Origin of the sequence: Mariniflexile jejuense (assembly GCF_042675665.1) — a bacterium.
Lineage (GTDB): Bacteria > Bacteroidota > Bacteroidia > Flavobacteriales > Flavobacteriaceae > Mariniflexile > Mariniflexile jejuense.
Map to the genome: position 1 here is coordinate 2527273 of NZ_JBHTJI010000001.1, position 12559 is coordinate 2539831.

General features: G+C 31.5%; 14 protein-coding genes. 6 read left to right on the forward strand and 8 right to left on the reverse strand.

What is annotated here, in order from left to right; genetic code table 11:
- Nucleotides 1-2 precede the first annotated feature (2 nt).
- From ACFQ1R_RS10795 to ACFQ1R_RS10810, 4 genes are read left to right on the forward strand one after another with little or no spacing between them, the layout of a single operon-like run.
- Nucleotides 3-293 (forward strand): GIY-YIG nuclease family protein, encoded by a 291-nt coding sequence (locus tag ACFQ1R_RS10795; RefSeq protein ID WP_379926332.1) that lies wholly within the window; start codon nucleotides 3-5, stop codon nucleotides 291-293.
- Between the two features lie 30 nt (nucleotides 294-323).
- On the forward strand, nucleotides 324-1685 hold the full coding sequence (locus ACFQ1R_RS10800; protein WP_379926182.1) for a tetratricopeptide repeat protein: 1362 nt from the start codon (nucleotides 324-326) through the stop codon (nucleotides 1683-1685).
- Nucleotides 1685-2452: a DUF4292 domain-containing protein gene (locus tag ACFQ1R_RS10805; protein WP_379926183.1), complete on the forward strand. Its 768-nt coding sequence runs from the start codon at nucleotides 1685-1687 to the stop codon at nucleotides 2450-2452. Before ACFQ1R_RS10800 ends, ACFQ1R_RS10805 begins: the two co-directional genes overlap by 1 nt.
- Nucleotides 2452-3690: a murein hydrolase activator EnvC family protein gene (locus ACFQ1R_RS10810; protein ID WP_379926184.1), complete on the forward strand. Its 1239-nt coding sequence runs from the start codon at nucleotides 2452-2454 to the stop codon at nucleotides 3688-3690. Before ACFQ1R_RS10805 ends, ACFQ1R_RS10810 begins: the two co-directional genes overlap by 1 nt.
- 58 nt (nucleotides 3691-3748) lie before the next feature.
- Here ACFQ1R_RS10810 and ACFQ1R_RS10815 read toward each other — a convergent pair whose 3' ends face one another.
- Nucleotides 3749-4258, reverse strand: coding sequence for an acyl-CoA thioesterase (locus ACFQ1R_RS10815; protein ID WP_379926185.1), 510 nt, complete (start codon nucleotides 4256-4258; stop codon nucleotides 3749-3751).
- A 68-nt stretch (nucleotides 4259-4326) separates the two neighbouring features.
- The gene (locus ACFQ1R_RS10820; RefSeq protein ID WP_379926186.1) at nucleotides 4327-5274 is read right to left on the reverse strand and encodes an HU domain-containing protein; all 948 of its coding nucleotides are present in this window, start codon (nucleotides 5272-5274) and stop codon (nucleotides 4327-4329) included.
- Between the two features lie 104 nt (nucleotides 5275-5378).
- Between ACFQ1R_RS10820 and dprA the strand changes: the two genes are divergently transcribed.
- Nucleotides 5379-6482, forward strand: a complete 1104-nt coding sequence (dprA, locus tag ACFQ1R_RS10825; RefSeq protein WP_379926187.1) for a DNA-processing protein DprA — start codon at nucleotides 5379-5381, stop codon at nucleotides 6480-6482.
- On the opposite strand, the gene darG is transcribed toward dprA, so the two are convergent.
- The 3 genes from darG to trpS all read right to left on the reverse strand — a co-directional run bounded on the left by darG (nucleotide 6479) and on the right by trpS (nucleotide 9136).
- The gene (gene darG, locus ACFQ1R_RS10830) at nucleotides 6479-7510 is read right to left on the reverse strand and encodes a type II toxin-antitoxin system antitoxin DNA ADP-ribosyl glycohydrolase DarG (RefSeq protein WP_379926188.1); all 1032 of its coding nucleotides are present in this window, start codon (nucleotides 7508-7510) and stop codon (nucleotides 6479-6481) included. The genes dprA and darG overlap by 4 nt on opposite strands.
- A 2-nt stretch (nucleotides 7511-7512) precedes the next feature.
- Nucleotides 7513-8103 (reverse strand): type II toxin-antitoxin system toxin DNA ADP-ribosyl transferase DarT, encoded by a 591-nt coding sequence (gene darT / locus ACFQ1R_RS10835; protein ID WP_379926189.1) that lies wholly within the window; start codon nucleotides 8101-8103, stop codon nucleotides 7513-7515.
- A 64-nt stretch (nucleotides 8104-8167) separates the two neighbouring features.
- The gene (gene trpS / locus ACFQ1R_RS10840; RefSeq protein ID WP_379926190.1) at nucleotides 8168-9136 is read right to left on the reverse strand and encodes a tryptophan--tRNA ligase; all 969 of its coding nucleotides are present in this window, start codon (nucleotides 9134-9136) and stop codon (nucleotides 8168-8170) included.
- A 101-nt stretch (nucleotides 9137-9237) separates the two neighbouring features.
- Here trpS and ACFQ1R_RS10845 point away from each other — a divergent pair, with 101 nt between their 5' ends.
- Entirely contained in the window at nucleotides 9238-9975 is a 738-nt protein-coding gene (locus tag ACFQ1R_RS10845; protein ID WP_379926191.1) for a lysophospholipid acyltransferase family protein, read from the forward strand.
- A gap of 85 nt (nucleotides 9976-10060) precedes the next feature.
- Here ACFQ1R_RS10845 and ACFQ1R_RS10850 read toward each other — a convergent pair whose 3' ends face one another.
- From ACFQ1R_RS10850 to ACFQ1R_RS10860, 3 genes are read right to left on the reverse strand one after another with little or no spacing between them, the layout of a single operon-like run.
- A complete protein-coding gene (locus ACFQ1R_RS10850; RefSeq protein ID WP_379926192.1) occupies nucleotides 10061-11539 on the reverse strand; it encodes a hypothetical protein in 1479 nt (492 codons plus the stop codon).
- Nucleotides 11540-12082: an RNA polymerase sigma factor gene (locus ACFQ1R_RS10855; RefSeq protein ID WP_379926193.1), complete on the reverse strand. Its 543-nt coding sequence runs from the start codon at nucleotides 12080-12082 to the stop codon at nucleotides 11540-11542.
- Nucleotides 12083-12111: 29 nt separating this feature from the next.
- A complete protein-coding gene (locus ACFQ1R_RS10860) occupies nucleotides 12112-12522 on the reverse strand; it encodes a hypothetical protein (protein WP_379926194.1) in 411 nt (136 codons plus the stop codon).
- Between the last annotated feature and the right edge of the window lie 37 nt (nucleotides 12523-12559).

A 12559-nucleotide genomic window follows, 5' to 3' on the forward strand; every position in this document is an offset into this window, starting at 1 on the left:
TTATAACAAACAAACCAGATGGTGTTTTGTACATAGGGGTGACAGATAACATTGATGAAAGAGTAAAAGAGCACAAGCTAAAAGTTTATCCTAAATCTTTTACTGCCAAATTTAATTGTGACAAATTAATTTATTTTGAAGAATTTGAAGATGGAAGTAAAGCTGAGAAAAGAGAAAGGCAGTTCAAAAAATGGAAAATAGGTTGGAAAATTAAGCTTATTGAAGAAATGAATCCTAATTGGGCGGATTTAAGTTTAAATTGGAATCTAAACTATAATAAGTTACCGAATTAATTAAAAAGATACCTGCATTCGCAGGTAAATATGAAACAAAAAATTTACATACTCATTTTTATCATCGGAACATTTTTGCTTCCGCAGATGCATTATGCGCAAGTAGATTTTAATAAAAAGCCTGACGACGATTTAGGTGATGTTGAAGATACCTTTCAAGAGCAATTTTACGAGGCTTTAAAGCAAAAAGGCATTGAGAATTACGATCGCTCGGTTACGGCGCTTTTAAAGTGCATAGAATTGGATAAAACGGTGCCTGTTTTGTATTTTGAGTTGGGTAAAAATTACAATCAGCTTAAAAACTTTGGAGCTGCTGAAGAAGCGTTTAAAAAAGCAACCAATTTAGAACCCGAAAACGAGTGGTTTTTGGATGCACTTTACGGTTTTTATATTGAACAAAACGATTTTGATAAAGCCATTAAAACGGTTAAACAACTTGTAAAATACCATCCTGATTACAATGAAGATTTGGCTGCTTTATACTTAAAAACGAAAGAATATAATGAAGCCTTAAAAATTTTAGATGCTTTAGATGTTGAGTTTGGCATATCGGTAGCTAGAGATATTATGCGCAACCAAATTTATGAAGCCACTGGAAGAAAAAAAGATCAAATTAAAAATTTGGAAGCACGGGTAGAAGATAATCCCGATAAAGAATCTAATTATTTACAACTTATTTACAGATACAGCGAAAACAACGAAAAAGAAAAAGCGTTTGAAACCGCTCAAGAATTATTGAAAGTAAACCCTAATTCACAAGTGGTTCATTTAGCACTTTACAAGTTTTATTTAGATGATAATAATGCAGAGAAAGCAATTGAATCTATGAAAATTGTAGTTAAAAGTCCTGAAATAAAACCTGAAGCCAAACTTAAAGTACTTACAGATTTTGTGCAGTTTGTTGGCAATAATCCGCAGTATGAAACCGATTTAGTTGAAGCCACTGCTTTGGTTGGTGATAGTAACAATAGTAAAACCCTTATTGAATTAGGGCAATATTACCTATCTAAAAACAACAAAAACAAAGCTTTAGAGTATTTTGAAGCTGCTTTAAAAATAGATTCAGAAAACTTCAATGTACTTAAAAACGTATTGTTACTTTACATAGATTTGCAAAAGTTTGATGTAGCAGAAAAAAAGAGCAGTGATGTACTGCAAAAATACCCTGCGCAACCCTTGTTTTATTTAATTAATGGTGTTGCACGAAACCAATTAAATCAACCTAAAAAAGCAATTGATATTTTGGAAACTGGCATAGATTATGTAATTGATGATCCAAAAATGGAAATTGATTTTTACAAACAATTAAGTATCGCTTACAGCGGCTTAAACAATACAGTTAAAGCAAAAACGTTTAGTGATAAAGCAAAACAATTAGAAACCTCAAATTAATGATTAAACTAAAATACATCGTTTTTACTGTGTTAACATTTTTGGTGTTTAATTGCAAATCATCTAAAACCGTTGCTGGAGGTGAAGCCAATTTAAATTTAACTACAAAACAACTTCTAAAAGAGCATACAAAACAGGTAGCTAATTTTAAAACATTACAATCTAAACTTAAAATAACCTATAATCAAGACGGTAACGAGCAATCTTATACTGTAAATTTTAGAGCTAAAAAAGACGAAGTGTTATGGATAAGTGCAGCGTTTTCGGTAGTAAAAGCATTAGTAACACCCGAAAAAGTTAGTTTTTACAATAAGTTAGATAACACATATTTTGAAGGCGATTACAAATATTTGAGCAATATTTTAGGAACTGAATTAGATTTTGAAAAAGTACAAAATTTATTATTTGGCGAACCTATTTTCAATTTAGATGCAGCTAATTATGAAGCATCGGTTAATGAAGGAGCCTATGTTGTACAACCAAAACAACAACGCGCATTATTTGAAATTTTCTTTTTGTTAGATCCAGCACATTTCAAAGTAAAATCGCAACAAGTAACACAACCTAAAGAATTTAGGCATTTACAAGTAGATTACTTAAAATATCAAGAAGTAGAAAAGCAACTTTTACCAGAACTTGTAAAAGTAATTGCTGTTGAAGCTAGCAAAGAAACCATCATAGAATTAGAGTTTAAAGGCATAACTTTAAAAGAAGATTTAAGTTTTCCATATAAAATACCATCAGGTTTTAAAGAAATAAAACTTTAATGTTACAGTATAACCAACCATTAAAAAAAATAGTACTACTTAGCTTTTTGCTTTGTAGCGTGTTTGTGTTTTCACAAAGTGAAAAACAAAAAGAATTGGAAGATCGTAGGCAAGAACTTCGTTTAGAAATTCAAAGAATTAATAGACTTCAGTCTGAAAACAAATCCAAAGAAAAATCACAATTAAATCTAATTCAAAGTTCTAAGCATAAAATAAATGTGCTAGATAAATTTATTAAACTTACAAACCAGCAAGCCAATTTATTATCGCGTGATATAAATTATAACCAACGAAAAATCTCAGATTTAAGAGACGAATTAAAGGTTTTAAAAGCCGATTATGCTGCAATGATGGTTAAGTCTTATAAAAGTAAAAACCAACAAAGCAGAATCATGTTTTTGCTATCTGCCGAAAACTTTAAGCAAGCCTACAAGCGTTTGCAGTATATGAAGCAATATACAGAACACCAAAAAGAACAAGGTGAAACCATTAAATTAAAAACGGCCGATTTACAGGCTACAAACTTAGAGCTACTAAAACAGCAAGAAGCAAAAAAGCAACTTATTGTAGAAAATAGAGAAGTTCAAAAAACGCTAGAAGGCGAACGCAAGCAACAAGAAGAATTAATGAAAGCTATTAAGAAAAATAGCTCTATGTATGCTGCTCAAATAAAACAAAAACAACAAGAAGCCGATAGAATTGATGCTGAAATTGACCGTATTATTAAAGAAGCCATTGCAAAATCGAACAAAAAAAATACGGGAGCAACAGCTACAAAAAGTTCATCAGGGTTTTCATTAACACCTGAAGAAAAGGTTTTAGCAGCTAATTTTGTCGCAAATAAAGGTAAACTACCTTGGCCGGTAGAAAAAGGCTATGTAACGCTTGGTTATGGCACACAGCCGCATCCTATAGACAACTCATTAACTATTAAAAGTAATGGTGTGCGAATTGCAACTGAAAAAGGCGCTAAAGTTTTAGCAGTTTTTAATGGAGAAGTAAGTGCGGTACTTAGAATGAAAAATGTAAACCCTATAGTAATGGTACGCCATGGTGATTACTTAACGGTTTATAAAAACTTATCAGAAGTTTATGTAAAAGAAGGTGATAAAGTAACAACAAAACAAGTTATAGGTGAGGTATTTACAAATGCTTCAAACGGTGAAACCATTTTAAGTTTTTCAATATCTAAAGGAACAGTAACAGAAAATCCTGCATCTTGGGTTTTTAAAATGTAAAATTCCTGCTAAAACAGGAATTTTAATATTTTTTAGAATGCTATTTTTATTTTAAAACTTACTCAAACAAGGCTTTTAACTCGGTTGCATCACTAGGCTTTATTTTTCCAGAAAGTAGTAAACTTAATTGTTTTCGTCGTAAAGCTGCTTCAAAACGTTGTTTTTCAATATCGGTTTCTGGCAATACTTCTGGTACTAATACAGGTTTCCCAGTATCATCAACAGCTACAAAGGTGTAAATGCCTTCATTGGCTTTTGTGCGTTCACCAGATTCTCTATCTTCAATCCAAACATCAATAAATACCTCCATCGATGTTTTAAAAGCACGCGTAACTTTAGCTTCCACAGTCACAACACTTCCTAAAGGTACAGCACGACTGAAGGCCACATGATTTACCGAAGCGGTAACAACTATGCGTCTGCTATGGCGTCTTGCAGAAATACTAGCTGCTCTATCCATACGGGCTAACAATTCGCCTCCAAAAAGGTTGTTTAACGGGTTGGTTTCACCAGGTAAAACCATATCGGTAAGAATCGTTTTAGATTGCTCGGGAGTTTTTGCTTGCATTACAACGTTTTTTGAGTTGTGCAAAGGTAAAACGATTTTAGAATTTAGTAAGGGATTTTAAGATATAATTACTCAGTTACAACATCTAGCTCTTTAACCAGCAACCAAGCATCTTCGTTTTGATTTTTTCTAACATCACGAAGTACAACTAATGCTTCTTCAGCAGTTTCATAACTTCCGTAAACTACTTCGTTTAAGCCATATTTGTTTACACCAATACTTCTTGCATTAAAACCTTTTGTTTTTAGGTCTTCAATTATTTGAGCACAATTGTCTTCAACTCTAAATGCACCAGCTACTACATGGTAATTACCAGATTGTTTTACAACATTTAAAGTAATAGCAGGTAGCGGATTTAAATTAAACGTAGCTTGCTCAATTTTAGCTTCCAATTGTTGTGTAGCTTTTTCTTGAGCTATTTGGTTATGTTGCTCAATTTGGTCAATATAATATTTAGAAGATACCAAACCGCCAATAGTTAAGGCAATTAAAGCCACAGCTGCATATTTAAAATAAGGTCTGGCTTTGCGTTTTTCGGGCGTAATTGTAAGTGGAATTACTTTTTCAATAGCTTCAACGTCTGTTTTATAAACTTCACGAGAAACAGCTGGCGATACAAACTGCGATAATCCAAATGAATTAGTTAAATAGTTTAAATGATATGAAGGTTCAAAAACTATTTTTCCTTCAGCATTAAAAACAATATCTCCAATATTTTTAAAAGTAACCGTTTCGCCTTGTGTTAAAAAGGCTTTTATAGTGTTTACACGTTTTGCAATTTTTTCATTAGCAACCTCAAAAGGAATTTTTTCTACATCAGCTACGTAATGCGCTAATAAACCATCGTTTTTTTGAATTTGCTCGTTAAACGACACCGTTTTTTTTGGTGGATAAAAGGTGTTTGTAGCGTCATCAATAGTTGCAGATGCACGTTGTGTTAAAAATGCTCCAAATTCTGGAATGGTAACACACTCATATCTATAAAGTAAATCGCTTATGTATGTTTCTAATTGCATAGAAACAAAGTTATAATTTTTTGCTTTTGTTTAAAATTAACTTCAAACTTTTTATTAACATCGTAAAAAATTCTTTTCTTTAACTTCAAAATCAATACAGTATAATGACCGAAACCAGTTTGCTTTACACTTTAGCGTTGCAGCACGTGCCCAATATTGGCGATATTACCGCTAAACGACTTATCAATCATTGTGGTTCTGCAGAAGCTGTTTTAAAAGAAAAGCAACAAAATTTACTTAAAATTGATGGTATTGGCAGTGTTATTTTAGGCGATTTGTTTAAACCACATCATTTAAAAGAAGCTGAAAAAGAAGTTTTATTCATTAAAGAAAATAACATTGAGGTTTTATATTTTGAAGATGAAAATTACCCCGAAAAGCTAAAACATTGTATTGATGGACCAATGGTTTTATTTCAATCGGGAACAATTAATTTAAAAAAACAGCGCATTATTAGTATTGTTGGCGCACGAAAAATTACAACTAGTGGGATTGCTTTTTGTGAGGAATTGGTTGAAAAACTAGCCATTTACAACCCAGTTATTGTTTCTGGGTTTGCCTATGGCACCGATATTACGGCTCATAAAGCAGCTATAAAACATAAGCTTCAAACCATTGGTTGTTTGGCACATGGTTTAAACCAAATTTACCCAGCTGTACATAAAAAGTATATGGTTGATGTTGAAAAAAATGGTGGGTTTTTTACCGATTTTTGGAGTAGTGATACTTTTGATAGAAACAATTTTTTAAAACGAAATCGCATTATAGCTGGTTTAAGTGAAGCAACCATAGTTGTTGAATCTGCTGAAAAAGGCGGAAGCTTAGTAACTGCAGATATTGCCCATTCATACAACCGCGATGTGTTTGCGGTACCAGGAAGAACTACCGATTTGCAAAGTGTTGGTTGTAACAATTTAATTAAGCAACAAAAAGCACACATGCTTACCACGCCTTTAGATGTGCCTTATATTTTAGGTTGGAAACTGGAAGAAGACAAAAAACCTGCTATACAAAAACAGTTATTTGTTGAATTGGATGTTACTGAAAAAGTAATTTATGAATATTTAAAAGAAAACGACAAACAGTTATTAGACGTAATAGCTATTGAATGTCAAATACCAATCTTTAAAGTAGCAAGTGTATTGCTAACTATGGAGTTAAAAGGTGTTGTTCGCCCATTACCGGGGAAAATGTTTGAGGTTATTTAGATTAGGTTTGAATTTGCCAGTTTTTTTAAAGCAATTTCTACAAAATTATCATTAGAAAACATGGTGCGTTTTCTTTCACTCCAATTGTTAAGATTCTCCATAATCAAATCTTTATTTTGCGTTTTTTTATCATTCGCAATATAATCTACAGTTGATAATAATTCTAATCCAAAATCAGAATAAAAACCGTTAAGGAAATCAGATGTTTTGTTAACAATTTCCTTTAAATCATTATTGTTATTTATATAGGCAAAAATTTCCTTTTCAGAATCAACCATTAAATTTAATTCTTCAAATGGTTTTTTATCCTTTCCAGCATAACCCATTATATAGCTTCCATTTAAGTAGTTGAGAACGTGTTTGACTTTTCCCGAGTAAGGACCGTAAAAATTCGGTTGATATTTTAAATTGAAATATTTTTCTCCACCAAATTTTTGTAAAAAATAGCATAATTTTTCACTTGCAAATTCAGATACAAATTCACCATTTTTAACAAGATTAAAAAGCATGTAAAGTAGCATAGCTCTTGCTGGTGTTAGCTTTACTCGTTCTTTTTTAAGAACTTCTTGTACGGTTGAATTAGGTTCATATATAAAAATATCACAATCTAAATCAATTAATTTGTTTTCAATCATTGATTTGACTGTAGACCATTGAAGACCACCATTGCCACTTCCTAATGGTGGAATTGCAATAGATTTTATATTATATTCATTTATAACTTCTTTAAGTTTTGTTAATCCAGTTTCAATATAGCTATATTCTGAAGGTTTTCTCCATTGAGTTTTTGTAGGAAAGTTGATGATTGTTTTTTTACCAGTAATTAAGTTTTCATCTTGGACCACTAATAAGTCACCTATATTGAATTGATTTTTATCGCATTTGTCTTTATAAATTTTATAGTTATTGGGAAATGTGTTTTTAAACTGCAAAGCAATTCCTTTACCCATAACACCAACGGTATTAACGGTATTTACCAAAGCTTCAGCTGTACTTTCTAATAAGTTTCCCGTTATATATTTTATCATAACTAAAAATAATATTTTGGAATAATATGTATTAAATTTGAATCAATACCTAAACTAGTTAATTTGTCTTTCGCATTATCGTTGTAAACAACGAAAGCTATAATTGCAGTAACTGGAATATCCGATTCAACAAGGAATTCAGCTTCTTTCCGCCTTTTTAAATCTAAATCATTCTCATCTGTCCAATATTTTTTTTTGACAGCAACAAAATCAACATTTTCTTCAATTGAATTTACAGAGTCTTTATAATAAAAATCACTTAACCCATTAGTAGCATGACCGTTAGTGTATACAAAAGGAATCTTTAAATCAATAATTTTTTGAACACTACTAACACAATATACAATATATTCTTTGTTAGTTGCAGTAACACCGTTAAATCCTTTCTGTATTACATACAACATTGGAGTTCTCTTACCAAAATAAAAAGGGATGTAACTACCTAAATATTTTTTATTTGATAAAAGAAAATCTTCTCTAGTATTAATCAAAGAATTATCTCCAATTGATTTAAATTTTTTATTAGAATTCTGGGAATTCTTATGAGTGATTCCATTTTCAAAGATATGAAGAATGTTATCAATATGGGTCATTCTGTATATATATACTTTATCTAAGGACATTATTTAGAAGCGTTAGAATAAAGATACAAAATAATTAATATCCAACCTTCTCTCTTACGCGCTTTAAAACATCATCGGCTACCAATTTCGCTTTTTCAGCACCTAAAGCCAACGCCTTATCAACTTCTTTTAGGTTGTTCATGTAATAATTGTAGCGTTCGCGTTGTACTGCAAATGTTTCAACAATTAATTCAAATAAGGCTTGTTTTGCGTGTCCGTAACCATAATTACCATTTTCATAATTGGCTTTCATGGTTTTTATTTGGTTTTCATTTGCCAACAAACTATAAATAGCAAAACAGTTGCAAGTACTCCAATCTTTAGGTTCTTCAAGTGGTGTGCTATCGGTTTGAATGGTCATTATTTGTTTGCGTAGTTTTTTATCATCTAAAAAAAGATTGATAGTGTTGTCTCTACTTTTACTCATTTTTTCACCATCAGTTCCAGGAATAAGCATGATGTTCTCTTCTACTTTTCCTTCAGGTAATACAAAAACCTCACCCATTTTTGCATGAAAACGAGCAGCAACATCGCGAGTCATTTCAATGTGCTGTAATTGGTCTTTACCTACCGGAATTATTTCAGCATCATACAATAAAATATCGGCAGCCATAAGCATAGGGTACGAAAATAAACCTGCGTTTACATCTTCCAATCTGTCGGCTTTGTCTTTAAAACTATGTGCTAACGTAAGGCGTTGGTATGGAAAGAAGCAACTTAAATACCATGATAGTTCGGTTACTTGCGGAATATCACTTTGCCTGTAAAACACTGTTTTTTCAATATCTAAACCAAAAGCTAACCATGTTGCAGCTACTGAGTAGGTGTTTTGTTTTAGCGTTTCGGCATCTTTAATTTGGGTTAAGGTATGTAAATTGGCTATAAACAAAAACGAATCGTTTTTAGGGTTGTTGGCCATTTCAATTGCTGGAATAATAGCGCCTAAAATATTGCCTAAATGCGGTGTTCCTGTACTTTGTATGCCTGTAAGTATTCTTGCCATAATGCTTCCTGCGAAGGCAGGAATATTTTTTAATTAAACGAAAAGGCAAAGGTAATTTTTTTAATAGAATTGCTCAATACAATTATGTATTTTTGGACTTGATGAAGCTTTTTAAATATTTATTCTGGATCTTATACCGTATTTGGTTCTACATACTTGTAGGTTTACCAATTCTTATTATGTTTCCTGTTCTTTTAATTTCAATTTTGAAAGAATCGTGGTATCCATTCTTTTTTAAAATAGCACGTGTTTGGGCTAAAATTATTTTAATAGGCATGGGCTTTAATTGGAAAATTGAACGAGACCAAACACCAGAAAAGACTAAAAGTTACATGCTTATTGCCAACCATACTTCTATGACCGATATTATGCTTATGCTAGTAAGTGTAAAAAATCCATTTGTTTTTGTAGGGAAGAAAGAATTAACCAAAATTCCACTATTTGGTTTTTTTTATAAACGTACCTGTATTTTGGTTGATAGAAGCTCGGAAAAAAGCAGAAAAGCGGTTTTTTTAAGAGCACAAAAACGATTAAAATCAGGATTAAGTATATGTATCTTTCCTGAAGGTGGCGTTCCTGAAGAACATATAATGCTTGACGATTTTAAAGATGGTGCATTTAGATTAGCCATAAATCATCATATACCTATTGTGCCTATTACGTTTGCCGATAATAAAAAACGATTTTCTTATACATTTTTTAGTGGTGGACCAGGATTGATGCGTGTTAAAATCCATAAATTTTTAACTACAGAAGGGTTAACTGTACACGATACAAAAACGCTAAACGATAAAGCCAGAACCGTTATTTTAAAGCAATTACAAGATTTTAATACATAAGAAAAACGACTCTGAAAAGAGTCGTTTTTCATTGATATTGATTTCCGAGCTTAAAGAAAATCAATATCTAGATCTAACCAAAAACCTAGAATTTAATGGCGAATCCGGTATAAACACCTATAAAAAATGGTGTAAAATTACCAGAAGTATTATTAAACGTATTAATTTGATATTTAAACATAGGCTCTAAATTCAAGTCTATTTTTTTAGATATTTGGTAGTTTACACCAACACCAAAATTAGCACTGTAACTTACATTGTTTATATTATTAGCTTCACCCAATAAAGTTCTACTACCATTTTCAGTTTCAGAATATACTTTATTATCACTTAAAAAGAAGGAGCTAAAGCCACCAATAAGGTTAACACCTAATTTTGTGTTTACAAGTACATATTGAACTTCTAGTGGTATTTCTATATAGGCAAAAGCTTGACTAATGGAAGAATTTGTAGTTGCAAAAGCTTCTGGTCTTGCACTTATAGTTTCACCGCTAATTATCGAAATATCACTAGGCGTATTACTTGCGCTAATATTAACATTTTCAAGCGCACTAATGCTAGAGCTAGAGCTAGAACCAAACGATTGGTAAATAACCACATCATTAGTATTATAACCTAAGTTTACTTTGTTAATACCCGAGCGTATTTTTATTTTATCATTAACTACATAGCTGGCATTAATACCATAACTCATATTAACTTCGCCAGTTTTAGAATTGTTATTAAACTGTTCACCAATAGAAGAGCCTTCACCTAAACTACTAAAATAAACAGGTGCCGCATTTGGCGTAATACGCCATTTGTTTGTGTGTTTTTCTTTTTCAATTTTGTCTTTAGTTTCATCTAAAGCTTCTTCAATAGTAAGCGTATTTTTGTTTTTTTCTTCAGTTTTTGCAATGTTAGATGCATCTTTAGAAACGTTATTAAGTATTGTTTTTGCCTTTTCTGAATTGATTAATGTTTCATTATTTTCAACTGCAATTTTAGTGTTGTTTTCTTCAGTTTTTGCAATTGTAGAATTATTTAAAGGGTTATTTATTTCTTCGGAATTTGAAGCAACAGCACTAGTATTTAAGTTTTTTACATTCGATTTTTCATTTAAAGACGCGCTATTTGTTTGAAGATTTTCTTTTTTAGTATTTGAAACTGAATTTGATGACGTAGTAATTGTTGAGGTTTTTGATGAATTTGTATTGTTTGAAACTACTCGAGCATCATTTTGAGCATCATTTTCTAAATTGTTTTTGTTTGACGAGGTGTTTTCAACTGCAATTTTAATATCGCTTTTAGTGTTTGAACTTCGTGTTTGATTATCTTCAGTATCTACAATTTTTATAGGTGTATTTTTATTTGTATTAAAAAAATAAGTACCACCAACCGTTAGCAAAAGTGCCAGTAATGCTGCAACGCCAGCATATTGCCACCAAATAGGAATGATGCGACGTTTTTTCTTGTCTTTAGTGAGTTCTGCTTCAATGTTTTTCCAAACAGCATCACTTGGGGTTGCTTCAAAATCTTTAAAACGTTCTTGAAATAACCTATCTATATGTTTTTTATCGCTCATTTATAATGATTGTACGCGTTGGTTTGTTTTATCTGTTTCAATAGTTTGTTTCAAAATTTGTCTAGCGCGTGCTAAGTTAGATTTTGAAGTGCCTATGTTTATATCTAGCATGTCTGCAATATCTTTATGCGAATAGCCATCAAGAACGTACAAGTTAAAAACCAATCGGTACCTATCTGGCAATTCTTGAATGATTTTTAAAAGGTAGTCGATGGAAAGTGACTCATCGTCAACATCTAATTCAACATCATCAATAATATTTTCATTTACAATTTCAAAAACTTTTTCGTTTCTATATTGTTGTAAAACGGTGTTTACGGTAACTCGTTTTAGCCAGCCTTCAAACGAACCTTTGTTTTTATACTGTTCAATTTTTTTAAAAATTGTTAAAAATGCGTCTTGCAAATTATCTTCTGCTTCGGCATAGTTACGCGAATACTTTAAGCATACCGAGAACAGCTTACTCGAAAAGAGTTTGTACAGTTCACTTTGTGCTTTAGTATCATTAATTTTACAATTTTCTATGAGTTGTTCTAAACTCAAATTAAACACGTATTAATTAACACCCTAATTTAGTTTACTACTGGTACTTCAATGGTTAAATATTGGTCTTCGCCATTGGCATCTTCACCTTGCCAGAATTTAAAAATGTATGAGCCATTACTTGTAACCATAAAGTTAAAGGTAGCATCTTCTGTAACATTATCCAAAGTTTGGCAATTTTTGTCATCATAAACTATTGTAATAGGTGCTACAGTACGTTCATTTAAATTTTTAGAATAATAAAATTCTTTAAATACATGACACGAACTGGGTTTTAAATACGTAACCGTTATTGGGTATGTTTCGCCTAACGTAAATTCAGTAGGGATATCTACACTTTCAACGGGTAAAACTTCAAAGCTATAATTTGTGTTATCATCGTCTATACTACAAGACATGGCAAAAATTAAGGCTAAACTTAGGGCAATTAACTTTTTCATTACTTTTTCTTTTTTTATAGATAGATGCATTGATGTT

Coding starts and splice junctions, on each gene's coding strand:
- ACFQ1R_RS10800 (WP_379926182.1), top strand. CDS start 324: ATGAAACAAAAAATTTACATACTCATTTTTATCATCGGAACATTTTTG.
- ACFQ1R_RS10805 (WP_379926183.1), top strand. CDS start 1,685: ATGATTAAACTAAAATACATCGTTTTTACTGTGTTAACATTTTTGGTG.
- ACFQ1R_RS10810 (WP_379926184.1), top strand. CDS start 2,452: ATGTTACAGTATAACCAACCATTAAAAAAAATAGTACTACTTAGCTTT.
- ACFQ1R_RS10815 (WP_379926185.1), bottom strand. CDS start 4,258: ATGCAAGCAAAAACTCCCGAGCAATCTAAAACGATTCTTACCGATATG.
- ACFQ1R_RS10820 (WP_379926186.1), bottom strand. CDS start 5,274: ATGCAATTAGAAACATACATAAGCGATTTACTTTATAGATATGAGTGT.
- dprA (WP_379926187.1), top strand. CDS start 5,379: ATGACCGAAACCAGTTTGCTTTACACTTTAGCGTTGCAGCACGTGCCC.
- darG (WP_379926188.1), bottom strand. CDS start 7,510: ATGATAAAATATATAACGGGAAACTTATTAGAAAGTACAGCTGAAGCT.
- darT (WP_379926189.1), bottom strand. CDS start 8,103: ATGACCCATATTGATAACATTCTTCATATCTTTGAAAATGGAATCACT.
- trpS (WP_379926190.1), bottom strand. CDS start 9,136: ATGGCAAGAATACTTACAGGCATACAAAGTACAGGAACACCGCATTTA.
- ACFQ1R_RS10845 (WP_379926191.1), top strand. CDS start 9,238: ATGAAGCTTTTTAAATATTTATTCTGGATCTTATACCGTATTTGGTTC.
- ACFQ1R_RS10850 (WP_379926192.1), bottom strand. CDS start 11,539: ATGAGCGATAAAAAACATATAGATAGGTTATTTCAAGAACGTTTTAAA.
- ACFQ1R_RS10860 (WP_379926194.1), bottom strand. CDS start 12,522: ATGAAAAAGTTAATTGCCCTAAGTTTAGCCTTAATTTTTGCCATGTCT.